This window comes from Sphingopyxis sp. GW247-27LB, assembly GCF_002277025.1.
GTDB lineage: Bacteria > Pseudomonadota > Alphaproteobacteria > Sphingomonadales > Sphingomonadaceae > Sphingopyxis.
In genome coordinates, this window is record NZ_NIWD01000002.1 from 616,179 (window position 1) to 633,781 (window position 17,603).

Sequence of the window (17,603 nt, forward strand, 5' to 3'; positions counted from 1 at the left end):
TCTGAAACCATATCGAATTTCGCAAACGGGACAGGCCCTCCCCCGGCCCCTCCCGCAAGCGGGAGGGGAGTAAAGAGTGTTCAAGAAAATCCTGATCGCCAACCGCGGCGAAATCGCTTGCCGCGTCATCAAGACCGCGCGCCGCATGGGCATTGCGACCGTCGCCGTCTATTCGGACGCCGACGCGCGCGCGCCGTTCGTGCGGATGGCCGACGAGGCGGTGCACATCGGCCCGTCGCCCGCGTCCGAATCCTATCTGATCGCCGACAGGATCATCGAAGCGTGCAAGCAAACGGGCGCCGAGGCGGTGCATCCGGGCTATGGCTTTCTGTCGGAGCGCACCAGCTTCGCCGAGGCGCTGGCCAAGGAAAACATCGCCTTCATCGGCCCGCCGGTGAACGCGATCGCCGCGATGGGCGACAAGATCGAGTCGAAGAAGCTCGCCAAGGAAGCGGGCGTCAACGTCGTCCCCGGCTTCGTCGGCGAGATCCGCGACACCGAGCATGCCGTCGAGATTTCGAACGAGATCGGCTATCCGGTGATGATGAAGGCCAGCGCCGGCGGCGGCGGCAAGGGGATGCGCCTCGCTTATGACGAGAAGGACGTCCGCGAAGGCTTCGAGAGCGTCAAGCGCGAGGGGCTGAACAGCTTCGGCGACGACCGCGTGTTCATCGAGAAATTCATCCTCAACCCGCGCCATATCGAGATCCAGATTCTCGGCGACCAGCACGGCAACACGCTCTACCTCAACGAACGCGAATGCTCGATCCAGCGCCGCCACCAGAAGGTGGTCGAGGAAGCGCCGTCGCCTTTCGTCACCGAAAAGATGCGGAAAGCGATGGGCGAACAGTGCGTCGCGCTGTCGAAGGCGGTCGGCTATTACAGCGCGGGCACGGTCGAACTGATCGTCAGCGGCGCCGACCCGACGGGCGAGAGCTTCTATTTCCTCGAAATGAACACGCGGCTTCAGGTCGAGCATCCGGTGACCGAGGCGATCACCGGCATCGATCTGGTCGAGCAGATGATCCGCGTCGCGGCGGGCGAGAAGCTCGAATTGACGCAGGACGACGTCAAGATCGACGGCTGGTCGATCGAGAACCGCGTCTATGCCGAGGACCCCTATCGCGGCTTCCTGCCCTCGACCGGGCGGCTGACGCGCTACAAGCCGCCGGTGCCGGGCTGGACCGACGACGGCGCGGAGAACGGACGGCGCGGGGTCGATGGCGTGCGCGTCGACGACGGCGTCTATGACGGCGGCGAGGTGTCGATCTTCTACGACCCGATGATCGCCAAGCTGATCACCTGGGGCAAGACGCGCGACGAGGCGGCGGACCTGCAGGTCGCGGCGCTCGACCGCTTCGAGCTCGAGGGGCTCGGCCATAATATCGATTTCGTCTCGGCGATCATGCAGCATCCGCGCTTCCGCTCGGGCGAGCTGACGACGGGCTTCATCGCCGAGGAATATCCCGAGGGCTTCCACGGCGCGCCGGCCGACGAGGCGGTGACGCGCGCGCTGGCGGCCATCGCGGGCTTCATGGCGAGCGCCGAGGCCGACCGCGCGCGGCGCACCGACGGCCAGCTCGGCGACCGGCTCGACCCGCCCGCCAAATGGCAGGTGACGATCGGCGGTGCGAGCCACAAGGTGAAGCTCGGGCACAAGCATATCAAGGTCGACGGCGAGAAGGTCGACATCGCGCTCGAATATACGCCGGGCGACAAGCTCGTCGTCGCGGAGATCGACGACAGCGAACTGGCCGTAAAAGTCGCCAAAACGCGCACGGGATGGCGCATGACGGCGCGCGGGCGCATCCACGACGTGCGCGTCCTGCCGTGGCACGTCGCGCCGCTGACCGCGCACATGATCGAGAAGATCCCGCCCGATCTCTCGAAATTCCTCATCTGCCCGATGCCCGGCCTGCTCGTCGCGCTGCACGTGGGCGAGGGCGATGCGGTCGAGGCGGGGCAGCCGCTTGCGACGGTCGAAGCCATGAAGATGGAAAACATCCTCCGCGCCGAAAAATCGGGGACGGTGAAGACGGTCAACGCCGCGCAGGGCGACAGCCTGGCGGTCGACGCGGTGATTTTGGAAATGGAGTAGGCGCCGAATCGCGTTCGATCCGCGCCTCTCCCCGGGGGAAGGTGGGCGGCCCGGCCTGAATCATCGGGCTATCGCGGGGGGCAGCGCGTTTGCCTTCCACCGTCGCAGGCGCGCTTGAAATATTCGAGAGCGCGTCGCGGGTCTTGGGGGATGCCCGTGCCATTCTGATAGGCCATGCCCGCGTCCTCGCAGCTCTCCGCGTTGCCCCGATCGCAACTCGCAGAATGGATGCTAACGAAGCGCTTCGGATCCTTGGGCACACCGTCGCCATTGTAATAGGCCGCCGCCAGATTTTGGCAGCCCAAGGCATTGCCGGCGTCGCAGGCATTCTTGTAATAGGCCGCGGCCTTCACGGGATCCTTGGGCAGATGACGGCCGGTCGCGAAAAAACCGCCAATCGTGACGCAAGCCGGCCCACTCCCGAAATCGCACGCATCGCCGATGGTATGGATGCCACGGACGACGTCCTTTGCGGTGCCTCGGCCCTCGTAATAGGCCTGACCAAGCAGCCAGCAGCCCGGGCCGTTTTTTGCCTGACAGGATTTCGCCAGAAAAGTCACTGCCCGCGCTTCGTCCTTCGGTACCGCGGTGCCGGAGGAATAGGCTTCGCCCAGCAGGTTGCAGGCTTCCATCACATTGCCCGTGCAGGCATGATCGAAAAGCAAGATGGCGTTCGCCCTGTCGCCTTTGCTGGCGGCGGCTAGGGCCCTCTCATAGTCGGCTTTCGCCGTCGCGGTCGGAGCGGCCGCGGTCTGCGACGTCGCGGGCGTTGACAGAAGGAGCGCGGCGACGACGCCGGACAAACAATGATAGCGGCTCATCTTATATCGCTCCCCCCGAACGCCTTGTCAGGCTAGATGAGCGGCGGGAAGGTGGCAAGAATTTCCAGCCTGTGGACGAGCTGCTCTCCCCCAGTTGAAAGGAGCAAATGTGCACGTCGCCCACGACCCCGCGAACCCGGCCGCAGACGCCATCGCCTTCGACGACTTCCTTCGCGTCGATATCCGCATCGGCACGATCGTCGAGGCCGAGCCTTTCCCCGAGGCGCGCAAGCCCGCGTTCAAGCTGAAGATCGATTTCGGCCCGGCGATCGGAGTGAGGAAAAGCAGCGCGCAGATCGTCGACCACTATGCGATCGACGATCTGCCGGGGCGTCAGGTCGCCGCCGTCGTCAATTTCCCACCGCGCCAGATCGGAAAATATATGTCGGAGGTGCTGACGCTGGGGTTCGCCGATGAAGCGGGCGCGGTGATCCTGTTCGCGCCCGACCGCGCGGTGCCGAACGGATCGCGGCTGTTCTGACTCAGCCGGGCGCGCCGGCCCCCATCAGCCGCTTCGCGAGGAACAGCTTGAACAGCAGGAAGGCCACGAGGCCGACGACGGCGGTGCCGACATGGAACAGCCAGAAGCTCGTCGTCGGCATCGACGAATACCAGCCGCCGACCGTGCCGACGATGTAGTTCGCCGCGAAGAAGGCGAGATAATAGATACCGATGATCGTCGCGTTGAGCCGCGCGGGTGCGAGGCGGCTGAACAGGGCGAGGCTGACCGGCAGGGTATGCGAGAAGCCGATGCTGTTGAAGAGATGGAACATCAGCGGCCAGAACAGACCGATCTTGCCGTCGCCCTGCGTTGCCGCCGCCATGACGAGACAGAGCCCGCCGACGATCGAAAAAACGCTTCCGATGATCATCTTGCCGAGCTCGTCGGGCTCGCGCCATTTGCGTCCGTACCAGGCGTAGAAGGCAGTGACCGCGACGAGCATCGAAAAGCTCATCGCCGCGTCGATCGAGATCATCCAGCCCGTCGGAATCGTTGTCCCGAAGAAGCTGAGCTGGAAATGCTGGTCGGCCCAGACGAGATAGGCGTTGAAAATCTGCTGGTTGGTGAGGAGCGAGATCGCCATCGCGGGAACGAGCAGTATCACCGCGGCGACACGAAGCCAGTCCTGCCGGCTGAGCGGTGCGCTCGGCTTTGCATCGGCCGCCGCCTTCGACGGCCGGTTATCCTTGGGCAGCCACGGTCCCGCCATGATGTAGAGGATGAGGCCGATCACCATCACGATCCCGGCGGTGCCGAAACCCCAGTGCCAGCTCACCTTCTCGCCGAGCGTGCTGGAGATCAACGGCGCGATGATCACGCTGACGTTGATCGCGATATAGAAGAGCTGGAACGCCATCGCGCGGCGGATATCGTCGGGCTTGTAGAGCTCGCCGACCTGGCTCGCGATATTGCCCTTGAACAGCCCGACGCCGACGATCAGCGCGAGCAGCGCGAAAAGGAAGCTGCCCTCGAACGCCATCAGGAAATGGCCGAGCGCCATGACGAGCCCACCTGCGATCAGCGTCGCGCGGCGCCCGAGCCAGCGGTCGGCGATCAGCCCGCCGAGGATCGGGGTCAGATAGACGAACGCGGTGTAATCGCCGAAGATGCGCGAGGCGAGCGGCTGGCCGTCGAGGCCGTAGAAATTCTTGACCCAGTCGAGCCCGATCACCCCGCCCGCATGCTGGGGCAGCAGCAGATAATTGACCATGTAGAGCACGAGCAGGGTCTGCATCGAATAATAGGAAAAACGCTCGCACCCCTCGACGAAGGCGAGATAGCCGAGCCCCTTGGGATGGCCGAGAAAGGCGCGGTCGGCGCGTTCGACGGTATCGATATCGATTTCGGGCGTCGCTTCGGCTGCGGTCATGCTTGGTCCTCCCCCGGCCATTTTCTGGTGCGGGGACGCTAATGTTTCAAATGCAACTTTCCAGTGGCAATCGACGAACGGCGGGGTCCGGGAAGGGGGGATGCTTGCTTTCGACCGATTGCGGCCATACCTCTCCCCTCCCTTCTAGGGAGGGGCTGGGGGTGGGTAGCCGCCTGTAGCGCGCCGAAAGCATCTGGAGTCTCGGACAAGAGGTTCTGGAGCACTAGCACCGCCGTTCATGACGAGCCCGTAGCGCGCGCCGAGCCCGAGAGGAAGAGGGCGAAGGCCTCATCGTTCGCATAGATGGCGCTCGTTCCCTGACGGTCGGCCCAATAGCGCCGGGCATAGTCCAGCGCTTGAATGAGGGCAGCCGTCTCGGTCGATCCCTGACCGACATAGCAGGGCTTCGGCGAGTCGTCGGCATGCTCGAGGCAAGCCGTAGCCTCCCACCCTGCTTCGGTGAGCCGGGTCGTCGTTTCGAGGGTGCAGCCTTCCGGCATCGATCGCAGGAAGCGATCGGCCTCGCGCTCGGCCGGCAGAAGCATCTCTTCGTCGAAGGCGGGCGACTCGATCATGGCGCGAGACTATCACGACACCGCGCCCTTGCCGCCAGTGATGATCAGCTCGCGCGCCGGTGTCACCTTGCCGCTCACCCGATAATTGAGACTGATCTCCTCAATCTCGCTGCTGGCGAATAGCTCGCGGATCTCGGGGCGGTCGTTGATCGACAGGATGAAGCGCCCCTCAATCGCCTCTAAGAGGTCTCTCAGACGGGTGAAATCGACCCGCGAAAATATGCCTTTGCCATAATAATCTTCGGTGCCGAAATAAGGCGGGTCGAGGTAAAAGAGGGTGCCGCGTGTGTCATAGCGGCCAATCAATTCCTCATATGGCAGTCGTTCAATATCGACCCCGCAGAGTCGCTCATGCACATCCTCCAGCATCGGAACGAGCTTGGTAAGATCAAACCTGGCTGATTGAGTTGTCGTCACGCCATAGCGCCTGCCGACCGCACCAAAACTTGCCCGCTGAAGATAGAGAAAGCGCACCGCCCGTTCGAGATCGGTCAGTAGGCCTGCATCCAGCGCCACCAATCGATCAAACTCCGCTCGACTACATATCTGCCATTTCAGGACGTCGAGCAGTTGTTGGTAATGGCGCTGCAAAAGGCGAAAGAGGTTCACGACGTCGGTAGAGATATCGTTGATGACCTCCTTTTTTGGTCGTTTCGCCCGACGAAAGAAGATGCCCCCCATGCCGACAAAGGGCTCGGCATAGACCGAATGGGGTATCGCATCGATGCGCTCCACCAAGGTTCGAGCTAGCGCGCGCTTTCCGCCTACATACGGCGCGACGGGCAGGGTCGGAGCGACAGGCTCCAGATGCGTCAATTCATTCTTCACGTTCGCTACCTATTCGCAGCCCCGCCGGCCAGCCGGTGGGGGAACGGAGCGATGCCGCGGCATCGCGAGGTGCGGGGTCCAGTCCCTGCGGTGACGGGCGCTCCAACGCCCGTTGCCTCCCCCTTTCGGGGAAGAGCGATTCTAACGTTTGGTGGGATCGGAGTGCGTCATGCCGGCGACCCATGCGGCGAACGTCCCCGTTTCGGCCGCGGCGCGTTCGTGCAGTTCATCAAAGTTGCGGTGGTGAATCTCGATCGTCGAGACCAGGCGTTCATTCTGAGCCGACAGGTTAGCTGCATCGCCAAGCGCCTCGACGATCGCGTCGACCGTTGAAACGTCGAGCTCGATTTTGTCCCGACCCCGCACGCGCGCCTTCGCGGCCCAGCCCTGCAACCGACTAGCGATTTCAGCCATCAGAGCGGGCCTCCTTCGCGGTCTCGGCCGGGCCGACGTCGATGAAGAATTCATCGTCCTGGGCGACGGTGACGCCGGCGCGTTCGAAGGTCCGTCGGACGCTCTCGTCCTTCGGCCAGGCGGTGATGATCGCTTCCTTGTCGAGGGTCACCTTGCCGCGCCGCAGGAACAGGGACTTGCCCGACCAGCGGAGCGACGAAATCCAAGCGATGATGTCGTCGAGCTTCTTGCCCTTCGCGATGCGCACCGACTTATTGCCGAGACGAATGCCGATCTTGGCGCCGGCGAGGTCGGCCGATCGTTTCTTGCCGGCGAGACGCTGGGCGCCGCCGGCTTCCCACCATGCCTTGAGCGCGGCGAAACGCTCGCGCTGCGCGGGGGCGTGCTCGGCGACGGCCGTGTCGTGCTCGGCCTTGATCTTGGCGATATAATGATCGGCCAGATCGGCGTCGGCGCGGAGGAGGCGCTCGACCTCGCCATATTTGGCGAGCAGCGCGATCGCCTCCTCGTCGGTAGCCGGGACCGGCAGCGCGGCTTGCTTGCGGCGGCTCACAGCAATTCGCCCCGCTCGCCCAGCCAGCTCGGCCGCGCCGGCCATTCGACGCTGTCGAGCGGCGCGGCCTGGTCGATCGTCGCGGTGAGATCGCGCAGCGCGGCGCGCCAGGCGATGAGCTCCTCGCGCTGCTCGGCCGAGATCGGATAATCGGGCACGGCGAGCATGACGTCGGTCGCGGCGAGGAGGCGGTTGCGGCGGGTGCGGATGATCGCGAGCTGATCGGCCGGGGCGAGCGGATCGGGATCGACCGCCTTGGCGCGGCCGGCCTCGACGACGATCTGCTGTCCCTTTTCCTGCGCCTCCATCAGCCGCGCCCACTCGGCCTGGCTAACCGCGACCGCATCGAGCGGGATCTTGGTTTCAGAGTTCGCGACGTAGCGCGGGGTGCGGCCCGCCTTGATCTGCTTTTCGCTGAGCGGCTCGGCGATCTGGCGCGGGCCGTGGATCGTCTCGTTGTAGAAGCCGCCGGTCGAGGGGCTGAAATATTGGTCCATGTCGCGCGCTCCTTTAGAAACCGATGGCGAAATAGGTGCCCGACGTGCCGGTATCGCCCGCGTTGAAGACGGTGGCGCCGCTCGCCGACTTGCCGCTGACGAACGGGTTGTTGTCCTGGGCGCCGTAGTCGAGGCGGCCGCCGGTCACGTCACAGTGGGTGCACATCGTCGGGAAGGTCGTCGGGAAGGTGATGTTGACCGAGCTGTTGGCGCTGACCGTATAGGTGCCCCACACGAAGACGAGCCCGAGGATCGTCTTGTAGCCGGTGCCCGCGAGCAGCGCCCCGCCGATGCCGCCCTGCAGCGCGAGCGCGGTCACCGCCTTCGTGTCGTCGGTGCCGGTGGCGACGTCGGCCGCGCTCGCCTTCGGCACGGTGATGGTGCGATCGGCGGCGAGATCGCCGCCGCCGGTGGCGAGACCCGCGGTGTTGACCTGGCGCGTCGTGGGCACCGCGCCGCCCCCGGCGCCGGCGGCGCCCGCGGCGATCGCGAGGACTGCAGCATAGAGCTGCATCCCGTCACCTTTGACGAGCGCTATGCCTGCTTCTTCGATCAGACGGCAGAGATTCTCCTGCACGTCGTCGCTCCATTCGGCCGTGACCATCGTCGCCTGCTGGCCGATCGCCGGATTGCCGCTGGAAAAGTGATTGAGGACGTGGCCGGGGCCGTCGATCCGATGCATGGAAAACCTCCTATAGTGCGGTGAAGTCGAACCAGACCATCGGGTCAGGCGCGATGTCGTATGCGAAGATGACGATGCTGTGCGCCGGGGCGGCGCGGCGGATGATGCACTCGAGGTCGAGCGAGCCGAAGCCGACCAGGCGCTCGCCGACGCGGCTCTGCCCGACGCGGAAATATCGCAGCGTCAGGCCCTGTCCGTCGTCGACCGCCGGCGACTGAACGTTGACGCGCCACGCATGCGCCCAGGCTTCATCGTAAAGACAGTCTCCGACACGGCTCTGCCCGACACGGAAGGGCCGGAACTCGTCGATCGTGATCGCGAAGCCCAGCGTCGCCGCGAGGCCGATGAAATAGGCGCGACTCTGCCCGCCGAGGCCGGTCAGCCGCGAATGCACCGCCGCCTGGCGCTCGGCGATCGAATCGGGCGCGGCGATGCAGCTGTCGGGAAGCCCGGCGACGCGCTCCCAATCGGCGAGCAGCTCGAGCGCGGATCGCGGGTCGACCTCCTCGAACAGGTCCGCGACGCGGCCGTCGACGCGCGCCAGCTCCTCGGCCTTGGCGCGCATCAGCTGCATCAGCGTCGAACCGTCCTCGCGCGGCCAGGCGCGGCCGCGCGGTAGCATCGCCGCGAGCTGGGTCGCGTAGGCGGCGGCGCTGTGCGGCGCGATCTGGCTGGTCGACGGCGCTTCGGTCATACCCATTCGACCTCGCCGAGCATGGGCAGCGATCCGGGGGCGACCTCGACATTGAGCTCGGGCAGCTGCAGGTCGTGCCACGTCTCGCCGGCGGCGATCGAGATCGCCTCGCGCAGCCGCGACAGATAGATGGTGCCGCCCGGCTGCGCGTCGCGCGCGAAGAAGTCGTCGAGCTCGGCGACGACGGCGGCGCGGACGTCGGCGGTGTCGGGGACGAGCTTGATGCGCAGGTCGATCGGAAACGCCTCGGGCGCGAAGACGACGACGTCGGCAGTCACCGGGCGGAGCGGCGCGAGCCACGCGTCGACCGCTTCGATATCGGCGGGAAGCGGCAGGATGTCGGGCCGGTTGTCGAGGACGAAGGTCACCCCGACGGTGCCGGCACCCATCCAGAGCGGGAAAACCCATGCGCGGGTGACTTCGGGGAATTCCAGCGTCCACTGCTCATAATCGCCCACCGCGCCGCCCTTCGGCGGGGTGCGGATGCGAGTGAGCAGCCGCGCGCGCAGCGCCTCGTCATCCTCCTCGGCCGCGCCGCCGGCGATGCCGGGCGCCTCGACGGTCGCGGCGGCGTTGACGCCGGCGATCGGCGCGACGAAGCGCAGCACCGTTCCCGTCGCCGTGTCGCCCGCCGGGCCGCCCGCGACCTCCTCGACCGCGACGCTCGTCGCGCCGGCGCCGATCGCGACCGCCGCCGTCGTGCGATATTCGACCTCGTCGTCGCGGATCAGCGCGGTCCCCGCCGGGACGGGCGTTCCCTCGACGCCGGTCAGCGCGACGCTGCCGGTCGCGCCGATCGCGGCCTTGCGGGTGAGACCCCAGATCGCGGCGTGGCGGCCGAGCAGCTCGGCCTCGGCGGTGTCGGGCAGGATCTGGCGCGCGAGCCAGTCGACATAGCCATAGAGGTTCGACGCGGTGCCGGCATAGGAGCGCGCGAGCACGTCGAGGACGCTCGCCGGCAAGCGGGCATCGGCGCCGGGCAGGCGGCTGTCGAGGTCGGCGCGGATGCGCTCGATCAGGCCCGAAAGCGTCGGACGGTTAAACGGCAAGGCTGGCCTCCCACACAAAATCGAAGCGGTCGCGCGACGGTCCCTCGGGCCGTTCGACCTCGACGCCGAGCGCTAGCGTCGTGCGGCCAAGCGCGACCGCGATAACAACCAGATCGGAAACGATGCCGGCGCGCTTCAGCCAGGCGAGCGCGTCGGCGGCATAGGTGCGGCCGCGCTCGACATTGGCGGCCGTCAGCTTCTCGCGTTCGAGCAGCCACAGGCGCGAGCCGAGCTCCTCGGGCGCGTCCTCGCTGGGCCGGAAGGCGTTGCCCCACCAGCCGCGCGGATCGGCGCCGTTGTCGGGCAGCGGATCGTCCTCGCGCGCCCGCGCGTCGGTGAAGAGCGAGATTTCGATCGCGGTGCGCAGCCCGTCGTCGGTGACCAGGCGCCCGTCGACGACGGCGATATCGCCGCTGAAGCTGTCGTTCGACCAGAGGATGGCGATGTCGGTCACTGGCTCACCTTCGTGACGAGGCGCAGACCGAAGGACACGCTGTAGCTGCCATCCTTGCGGATTCGCACGGTGACGGTCTGGCAGGCGCCATAGGTCGCCTTGAGTCCGCGGATGCGGCCGCTGCCCTTCTCGGCACTGCCGATGATCTCGGTTGGCGACCCGTCGAAGACATGGGCGCTCGCCGCGCCGATCATCTTCGCGAGCTCGTCGAACTTGTCGCCGGGCGAGACCTTCCAGCGATAGGTGCCGACGCTCCGCGCGCGCTTGGTGCGCGTCCGGCCTGCCCTGCGCTGCTCCCTGTTAGGCAATTTTCCGCTCATTCCGCCGTCACCTGTCCGCTGCCGCTGATGATCTTGCCGGTGCCGAGGTCGACGTCGTCGCCGACGCGCGCGACCGGCTGGCCGCCGGCGCCGCCGAGGCGGAGGTCGCCGCTCTCGACCGTCACCGTGTCGGCGGTCACCTCGACGCTATCGGCGGTGACGATCACGTCGGGCGCATCGATCGTCACCTTCAGGGTGCTTTCGATCAGGATGCCGTCGCGCTTCAGGTGAACGACCTGGCCGAGATCGTCGAAGATCGCGACCTCGCCTTCCTCCATCCCCTTCAGGCGATAGCGGCGGTCCTCGACCTGGACGACGACGCCGTGGCTGCGGGTGCCGCCGACGCAGACGACGAGCGCCTCGGCGCCGGGATGCGGCCGGCTGGTGAAGCCATAGCCCTGAAACCGCTCGACGCCGTCCTGCACCTCGTCGGAGAGCAGCTCGACCTGCAGCGCCTGCGCCTTCGCCTCGTCGTCGGAGCCCGAGACGACGGCGCGGCCGATCATCATGTTGATGCGGCCGTGGAGCGGATCGAGGGCGCGGCGCATCGCGTCCATCACAGACCCCCGATCGCGGAGGCGTCCGCGCTTTCCGAAACGGGGAGCAAACTGAACGCCTCAACCGGCGCGACCGTCAGCTCGGTCACCGTGCCGCGCCCGTCCTTTACCAGCGCGACCTCGGAGACCAGCATCGTCGCGTCGATCAGCAGGAAGGGCGATTTCACGCCGACGCGGACGTCGGGACGCCACAGCTCGCCCGACGGCATCCGCCAGCCCATGACCGGGATCGTGGCATTCTGCGATCGGCCGGCGCGCGACGAGGCTTCCCAGGCGGCGCGGTCGCGCAGATTGGCGGGGGTCGACTGATCCTCGCCGATGATCAGCAGCGGGCGATAGCGCCCGACCGCGGGATCGCGCGCCTCGCCCTTGCTCGCCGCCGCCGCTTTGCCGTTGACCAGGTCGTCGCCCGACGACTGACCCTTGACGATATAATCGCTGAAGCGATCGTCGGCGCTGTGGGAGGCGCCGCCGCCCAGCATATTCTGGCCCTCGACCAGCTGGGCGACGACCGGGCCGCGGCCGGGGCGGATCAGCTCGACCTGTCCCGCGGCGTTCGACACCGCGAGCAGTCCGCGATAGCGCGCGAGCCGCTGGATCGCGGCGTCGACGCTCTCGCCCTGCTGCAGCGCGAAGCGCTTGACCGCCGCGCCGGTGTCGGCCTTCGCGACGACCTCGATGCCGAACGGCTTGGCGAGCTCGGCCGCGATCGCCTCGATGCGGCGGCCGGTCCAGCTGCCGGGCTTCGCGATAGCCGAGCAGTCGACCAGGTCGCCGGCGCGATCGCGGCCGCTGAGCTCGATCGAATAGCCGGTCGCGTCGAACTGCGGCGCGATGCGCCCGACATAGCCGGTGATGACCGTCTCGCCGTCGATCTCGACGACGCAGGCGGCGCCCGTGCGCAGCGGCCAGCGCGGCGCGCCGGTGAAATCGCGCGCGGCGATCGTCAGGACGAAGCTGCCCGTCAGGCTCTCGATCGAGCGCGTGATGCGCAGCGAGTCCCAGCCCTCGTAGCGCTGGCCGTCGAGCTGAAGCGAGGCGCGCGGGGGAGCGGCGTCAGCCATTGGCAGCCCCCGCCATGATGTCGAGCGCGACGCCGCCGGGGACGAAGCCCGGATGACGGACCTTGTTCATCGCGACGATCGCGTCGGCCGACGCCTCCATCGTGCGGCCGAAGCCGTGCAGGCGCTGCGCGATCGCGAGCGCCGGTTCGGTGGCGCGCGGCGTGTAGCGATAGCCGCGGGCGAGCCCGGCGCTGCGCGCGCCGATGTCGCGCGCGAGCGCGGTGCGCAGCGTGTCGAAGATCTCGGCGCGCGCGTCCTCGCCGGCGTCGGCCGACTCGAGCGCATGGCCGTCGAAGATCGCGGTGAGCCGGTCGCGCGCCTCGGCCGCGTCGGCCTGGTTGGTCCAGCGGATCGTCGCGGCGGCGGCGACAAGCTCGGCCCCGGCGGCGGCGCGGACGATATGGACGATCGCGTCCTGGTTGTCGGCCTGCCGGGTGCGCGCCGGCGTCGTGCGCGGCACCGCGTCGAGATCGGCGCCGAAGCGCGCGAGCGGCTCGAGGGTGCGCAGCCGGGCGCGCGGCTGCGACGACAGCGCCGACACGGCGGAAACGAGGCCGACGATCGTCTGGCCGAGCGACAGCGGCGCGCGGAGCAGGCTTGCGGTGCCGCCGGGGAGCAGCCGCAGCCCGCTTTCGAAGCTGCGGAGCGCCTGGCCGAGCCCGCCCGAGGTCGCGGCGCTGAGCTCGGCCGTCAGCGCGAAGGCGTCGACCAGGCCCGACGCCGCGTCCTCGACGAAGCTCGCCGCCTTGTCGACCGAGAAGCGGTCGGCGAAATCGCCGGGCAGCGCCGCGCTCACCGACGCCGCGGTGGACGAGGCGAGCGCGGCCGTGTCGCTGCTCGCGCCGAGTTTGGCTTCGGCGCCGCTCTCGCGGAACAATATGGTGAAGCGGGCGATGCCGCCCTCGTCGGTGCTTTCGACCAGGCGATAGTCGTCGACGAAGACCTGCAGCTGCTCGCCGGTCCACGGATCGACCAGCGTGCCGGGGCCGAACGCCTCGATCGCGTCGATCAGCGCGTCGCGCCGGTCCATGTAATCGGCGCCGTGGACGAAACAGTCGATCGTCGCCTCGCGCGCGCGGCGCCCGAGATCCTCGCCGACCGGCGTGTCGCGGAACGGCAGCTCGAACAGCGCGATGCGGCGCCCGCCGACGCGCTCGCGCTGCTGGGTCACGAAGGGCGCTCCGCGGAAGCTGCCCTGGACATAGCGCTGGCGCCATGCCGGCGCCGCGGGCGAGGTCGACGGGACGGGCGATTGCTGGGGGACGATCGCCATCAGCCGCCCCGCACCATCGACCCGCCGCGATAGACGAGCGGCACCGCGTCGTTGGCGCTGCTCATGCGGGTGGGCTTCGCCGACCAGCCCGGCGGCGGCTTGATTTCGACCGTCATGCTGCCGCCCACCGCGACCTTCTGCGGCGCGGCGGTCGACGCGCGCGGGTTGACCGTGGTGCCGCGCAGATTGATCGGCGTCGCGCGGGGCGAGGAGCGGATCGACATCGGCGGCGCTTTGGGCGGCCGAGGCGGCGGCGGCGCGTCGTTGGCGCGGCGAATGCGAAAGAGCGGGCCGCCATCAACCACGGTCGTCGCGCCGTTATTCTTGATCTTTTCCTGCGTATTGACGAGCCGCAGCGCCCAATCGACCGCCGACGCGAGCGCCTTTGCGATCGACCATGCGGCCTTGGCGATATTCCAGAGATCGCTGCCGAAGGTCGCCCAGTCCTTTTCGGTGAGCTGGCTCGCCCAGTCGACGATCTTTTCCAGCCGATCGGAGACATTCTGCGCCCATTTGTCGATCGAGCCATCGTCGAGGCGCTTGTTGAGCCAGTCGAGCACGCTCTGGACCCTGGCCTTCACCTTGTCGAAGATTCCCGCCTGGCCGACGCGAAGGAGGAAATCGGTCCACCCGTCCTTCAGGTTAGAGATCATGCCGGAGAAGGTCTTGCTCTGCCGCTCCATCATCCCGCCGAAACGATCCGACCAGATGCCGGTGATGGCATCTCGCATCGCCGTCGCGTTGGCCGCGACCTCGCGACGGATTTCCCTGCCGTTCTTCATGTAGGTGAAGGCGACGCGATTGCCCTCGACCCGCGCCCGGATGCCAAATTCCTTCAGCCGTTCGAACTCGCCGGTCTGCGCATCGGCGAGCGCTTCGATCGCCTGCATCAGCGGCTTCGACATGCCGGCAGCGGCATCGCCGGCAGCGGCGAGCGCCCCGCCGATCGGATCGATGCCATAGGCCTTCAGCTGGACGAAGGCCTCCATGACCTGGTCGAGCTCATAGGGCGTCGTCTTCGCGAAATTGCGCACCCAGGCCATCGATGCCTTGGCCTTTTCCGACGACCCCTCGATCCCCTCGAGCATGATCTGAAATTGTTCGAACTTCGACGTGACGGATATTATGCCGCCGATCGCGGCACCGGCGCCCAGCGCGGCGGTCGCGGCCGCGAGCTGCCCGGTGCGCAATATCAGGGTGCCGACCTTGCGGATCGTCCATCCGATCGCGACGCCCGCGCCATAGGCAGATTTCTCGAGCGCCTTCATGCCATAATGACCGGCAAGCTGGCGGACGCGGACGGTCGCGTTGCGGAGGCGCGAGGGGATGCGCTCGGCCGCGCGCGACATCATGTCCATCGCGCGCGCCGCGCCGGGTGCCCTGCGCGCGATTTCGAGCGCGCCCTTCACGAGCGTCCGGGCGCCGGCGTTCGCGCGCTTGGCGGGACCGGAAAGCCGATCCACCGCCTGCAGGATCATGGCGAACTTCAGCGCCACCTATCGCTCCACTTGCTCGCCGCGACGCCGCGCGGCCGTCCAATCCGCCTGTTCGACCCATTTTTCGATCTGAGGCCAGGTGAGCCGCATCAGCTCGCTAGGCCCCCATCCGAAATGGTCGGCCAGGTGCCCTAGGCAGTCCCGCCAGTCTTCTGGCCATCGGGCAACATGGCCATCACAAGCTCCCCCAGCTTGTCGACGTCGGATGCCTTCAACATGCGCGAGAAGCCGGGAAACATCGGATCGCCGTTCGGGTAACGAACGAGGCGATCGATCATGGTCAGCGTGTAGGCCATCGGCTTCGTCATGACGGTTTCGCCGGCGGCGTTGACGATCAGGAACTCGTCGAGGACCTCGAGGTCGGCGCCGGTCGGTTCGACGATCGCAACCTCGGTCACCTTGTCGCCGTCCTTCGGGCCGATCGGCCGCAGGAGCGTGTAGCGCTTGTCCATCGTCACAGCTCCTGCGCCGGCGGGCCCTGGAAGACGACCGACGCGCCTTCGCCGGCGGCGGCGAGGCTGATGTTGTCGGCGCAATAGGCCTGGCGCATGATGAAGACCTGCCCGGTGTCGGCATTGAAGGTGACGGTGGCGTTGTCGATCTCGCGCAAGTTGGTGATCCGGGTGTTGCGCTTGACGAGCAGCGTGCAGGTCAGCTTCGATTCCACGGTTTCCTCGCTGAAGGCGCCGGCCTGATAGTCGCCGCGCTGCGCGGTGCGGACGGGGCCGCCGAGCTCGAGCGTCGCGCCCGCCTTGGTCTCCAGCGTGTCGCCGTCGACCTTGATCGTCGCCTGCCCGACGACCTGATTGGGATTGGCCATATGATACTCCTCACGTTCGGGTCTTCAGGGACCGCCGAGAGGGCTCTCAGACCCGTCTCGGCGGCGATGACGTCAGCTGCGGAACTGGACCTGGGCGGCGATGACGCGCAGCTGGTTGACGAGGTTGGGCGGCAACAGCATGTCGACGCGGTTGGGATCGGCCGCATTGCGCTCGACGATCAGGTCGGCCTTGAACTGCTCGACATCCTCGACCAGCCCGGCCTCCTCGAGCTCGAGGAACCAGGCGACCGCCTCGGCGCGCAGCACGTTGGGCGTGACGATCGCCTGCCCCGTCGAAAAGCGCGTGTCGTCGTTCGCCAGCTTGTGCCTGGGAAACTTCGCCAGGACGCGCCCGCGCCACGAGACGCGCAGGTAGGACAGGGTCAGCGGCGTCTCGCTGTCGAGATAGGCGGTGTCGGGCTCGCCGAACGCATTCTCGCGATAGCTGGTCACCGTGCGCTCGATCAGCACATTGCCGCCGGCGTCGACACGGAAGGTCGCGATGCCGGCGCCGAGCAGCGCCTCGCGAGCCGCGCGGGCGAAGCGCGCGTTCTCGGCCGGCGGGCGCACCGCGTCGAGCCGGAGCGTCTGCAGCGGCCGCGCGGGGTCGGTGGCGCTGTAATAGCCGCCGATCGCGCCGTAATTGCCAGCCCATTCCCAGGGTGGCGTCGGCGACAGGCCGGTGCCGATGTTCGAGACGAGCGGGCAGTTGCGCGTTTCGCCGAAGGCGGTGAGCGCGGCGAGGTCGCCGCGATGCGCGGTCCAGCAAAAGGATTCGAGCATTTCGTCGGGACCCCAGCGCCGCTCGAGCTCGTCTTCGACCGAGGTCAGCACCGCCGCCGAGTTATGCGCGAGGATGATGGTGCGATAGCCGCCGTCGGCGATCGCGTCCCAGACCGCGTCATAGTCGGGATCGCCGGCGCCGAGCGCCATCGCGACGATCGCCAGGCCGATGCCGCCGGGCAGCGCCTCGCCCTGGAAGAAGCTGTGGCGCACGTCGATATCGTTGCCCGCCGTGCCCTTGTGCCGCGCGGTGAGCGTGACGACGGCGGCCTCGGCCGCGGCGGTGACCGGCAGCGTCGCCATCCCGTTGATCGCGGCGGCGATCGCGGCGGCGACGGTGTTGGCGGCGGCGGCGTTCGCGACCGCGACCGGCACCGCCTGGCCGGCGATCATCAGCGCGATCGTGCCCGCCGCGGTCGCGGGGCCGGTGACCGTGATCGTGCCGGTTGCCGCAGTGCCGGCGCCGAGATCGTCGAGCGCGATCGCCCAGCACTCGCTCGACGCGTCACCGACGCGGAAGGCGCGATAGCAGCGCGCGAGGATCGAGGCCTTGCCGAAAGCGGCGTCGGCCTCGGCCTCGGCGAACAGGCGCGTCGGGACGAGCGCGTCGGCAGTGCCGGCGGCGAGCATCTGCCCGATGATGAGGACGCGATTGGTCAGCGCGGGCAGCCCGCCGCCGGCGCGGCTGCTGTCGAACTCGACATAGGCGCCGGGAACGCGAAGGTTCGCCGCGATCTGGTTGAAACTGATCATG

Annotated in this window: 21 protein-coding genes; 2 read left to right on the forward strand and 19 right to left on the reverse strand. The window is 67.6% G+C overall.

The genetic code is table 11. From position 1 onward, the window contains the following. Positions 1–76 precede the first annotated feature (76 nt). On the forward strand, positions 77–2,098 hold the full coding sequence (locus CD928_RS03000) for an acetyl/propionyl/methylcrotonyl-CoA carboxylase subunit alpha (RefSeq protein ID WP_095384604.1): 2,022 nt from the start codon (positions 77–79) through the stop codon (positions 2,096–2,098). A gap of 68 nt (positions 2,099–2,166) precedes the next feature. On the opposite strand, the gene CD928_RS03005 is transcribed toward CD928_RS03000, so the two are convergent. Beyond that, positions 2,167–2,901, reverse strand: coding sequence for a tetratricopeptide repeat protein (locus CD928_RS03005; RefSeq protein WP_217983706.1), 735 nt, complete (start codon positions 2,899–2,901; stop codon positions 2,167–2,169). Positions 2,902–3,028: 127 nt separating this feature from the next. Here CD928_RS03005 and CD928_RS03010 point away from each other — a divergent pair, with 127 nt between their 5' ends. Further along, on the forward strand, positions 3,029–3,400 hold the full coding sequence (locus CD928_RS03010) for a tRNA-binding protein (protein WP_095384610.1): 372 nt from the start codon (positions 3,029–3,031) through the stop codon (positions 3,398–3,400). Between the two features lies 1 nt (position 3,401). Here the strand turns inward: CD928_RS03010 and CD928_RS03015 are convergent, their stop codons facing one another. From CD928_RS03015 to CD928_RS03100, 18 genes are all read right to left on the reverse strand, one after another. Beyond that, positions 3,402–4,790, reverse strand: a complete 1,389-nt coding sequence (locus tag CD928_RS03015) for a peptide MFS transporter (protein ID WP_095384613.1) — start codon at positions 4,788–4,790, stop codon at positions 3,402–3,404. Positions 4,791–5,026: 236 nt separating this feature from the next. Then, positions 5,027–5,365: a hypothetical protein gene (locus CD928_RS03020; protein ID WP_095384616.1), complete on the reverse strand. Its 339-nt coding sequence runs from the start codon at positions 5,363–5,365 to the stop codon at positions 5,027–5,029. 12 nt (positions 5,366–5,377) lie between these two features. Further along, on the reverse strand, positions 5,378–6,193 hold the full coding sequence (locus CD928_RS03025) for a DNA adenine methylase (protein WP_255247023.1): 816 nt from the start codon (positions 6,191–6,193) through the stop codon (positions 5,378–5,380). A gap of 141 nt (positions 6,194–6,334) precedes the next feature. Then, positions 6,335–6,607, reverse strand: coding sequence for a hypothetical protein (locus CD928_RS03030; protein WP_141237067.1), 273 nt, complete (start codon positions 6,605–6,607; stop codon positions 6,335–6,337). Next, complete coding sequence (locus tag CD928_RS03035; RefSeq protein WP_176473420.1) at positions 6,600–7,160, reverse strand: host-nuclease inhibitor Gam family protein; 561 nt, start codon at positions 7,158–7,160, stop codon at positions 6,600–6,602. Before CD928_RS03035 ends, CD928_RS03030 begins: the two co-directional genes overlap by 8 nt. Beyond that, the gene (locus CD928_RS03040; RefSeq protein WP_095384625.1) at positions 7,157–7,657 is read right to left on the reverse strand and encodes a phage tail assembly chaperone; all 501 of its coding nucleotides are present in this window, start codon (positions 7,655–7,657) and stop codon (positions 7,157–7,159) included. The genes CD928_RS03035 and CD928_RS03040 overlap by 4 nt, the downstream gene beginning before the upstream one ends. A gap of 13 nt (positions 7,658–7,670) precedes the next feature. Further along, positions 7,671–8,339, reverse strand: coding sequence for a hypothetical protein (locus CD928_RS03045; protein WP_095384628.1), 669 nt, complete (start codon positions 8,337–8,339; stop codon positions 7,671–7,673). Between the two features lie 10 nt (positions 8,340–8,349). After that, entirely contained in the window at positions 8,350–9,039 is a 690-nt protein-coding gene (locus tag CD928_RS03050; RefSeq protein ID WP_217983707.1) for a YmfQ family protein, read from the reverse strand. Further along, complete coding sequence (locus CD928_RS03055; RefSeq protein WP_176473421.1) at positions 9,030–10,082, reverse strand: baseplate J/gp47 family protein; 1,053 nt, start codon at positions 10,080–10,082, stop codon at positions 9,030–9,032. The genes CD928_RS03050 and CD928_RS03055 overlap by 10 nt, the downstream gene beginning before the upstream one ends. Next, positions 10,072–10,536 carry a phage GP46 family protein gene (locus CD928_RS03060; RefSeq protein ID WP_217983708.1) on the reverse strand — a complete coding sequence of 155 codons (465 nt, stop codon included), beginning with the start codon at positions 10,534–10,536 and terminating at the stop codon, positions 10,072–10,074. The genes CD928_RS03055 and CD928_RS03060 overlap by 11 nt, the downstream gene beginning before the upstream one ends. Then, a complete protein-coding gene (locus CD928_RS03065) occupies positions 10,533–10,844 on the reverse strand; it encodes a hypothetical protein (protein ID WP_141237068.1) in 312 nt (103 codons plus the stop codon). The genes CD928_RS03060 and CD928_RS03065 overlap by 4 nt, the downstream gene beginning before the upstream one ends. Before the next feature lie 8 nt (positions 10,845–10,852). Then, on the reverse strand, positions 10,853–11,413 hold the full coding sequence (locus tag CD928_RS03070; RefSeq protein ID WP_095384638.1) for a phage baseplate assembly protein V: 561 nt from the start codon (positions 11,411–11,413) through the stop codon (positions 10,853–10,855). After that, the gene (locus CD928_RS03075; RefSeq protein WP_095384640.1) at positions 11,413–12,477 is read right to left on the reverse strand and encodes a phage baseplate assembly protein; all 1,065 of its coding nucleotides are present in this window, start codon (positions 12,475–12,477) and stop codon (positions 11,413–11,415) included. The genes CD928_RS03070 and CD928_RS03075 overlap by 1 nt, the downstream gene beginning before the upstream one ends. Beyond that, on the reverse strand, positions 12,470–13,750 hold the full coding sequence (locus CD928_RS03080; RefSeq protein ID WP_095384643.1) for a DNA circularization protein: 1,281 nt from the start codon (positions 13,748–13,750) through the stop codon (positions 12,470–12,472). Before CD928_RS03080 ends, CD928_RS03075 begins: the two co-directional genes overlap by 8 nt. Next, positions 13,750–15,246 (reverse strand): tape measure protein, encoded by a 1,497-nt coding sequence (locus CD928_RS03085; protein ID WP_095384646.1) that lies wholly within the window; start codon positions 15,244–15,246, stop codon positions 13,750–13,752. The genes CD928_RS03080 and CD928_RS03085 overlap by 1 nt, the downstream gene beginning before the upstream one ends. 131 nt (positions 15,247–15,377) lie before the next feature. Next, complete coding sequence (locus CD928_RS03090; protein WP_095384649.1) at positions 15,378–15,698, reverse strand: hypothetical protein; 321 nt, start codon at positions 15,696–15,698, stop codon at positions 15,378–15,380. Between the two features lie 2 nt (positions 15,699–15,700). Continuing rightward, on the reverse strand, positions 15,701–16,066 hold the full coding sequence (locus CD928_RS03095) for a phage tail tube protein (protein ID WP_095384651.1): 366 nt from the start codon (positions 16,064–16,066) through the stop codon (positions 15,701–15,703). Between the two features lie 72 nt (positions 16,067–16,138). Next, complete coding sequence (locus CD928_RS03100; RefSeq protein ID WP_095384654.1) at positions 16,139–17,602, reverse strand: phage tail sheath subtilisin-like domain-containing protein; 1,464 nt, start codon at positions 17,600–17,602, stop codon at positions 16,139–16,141. Position 17,603 lies beyond the last annotated feature (1 nt).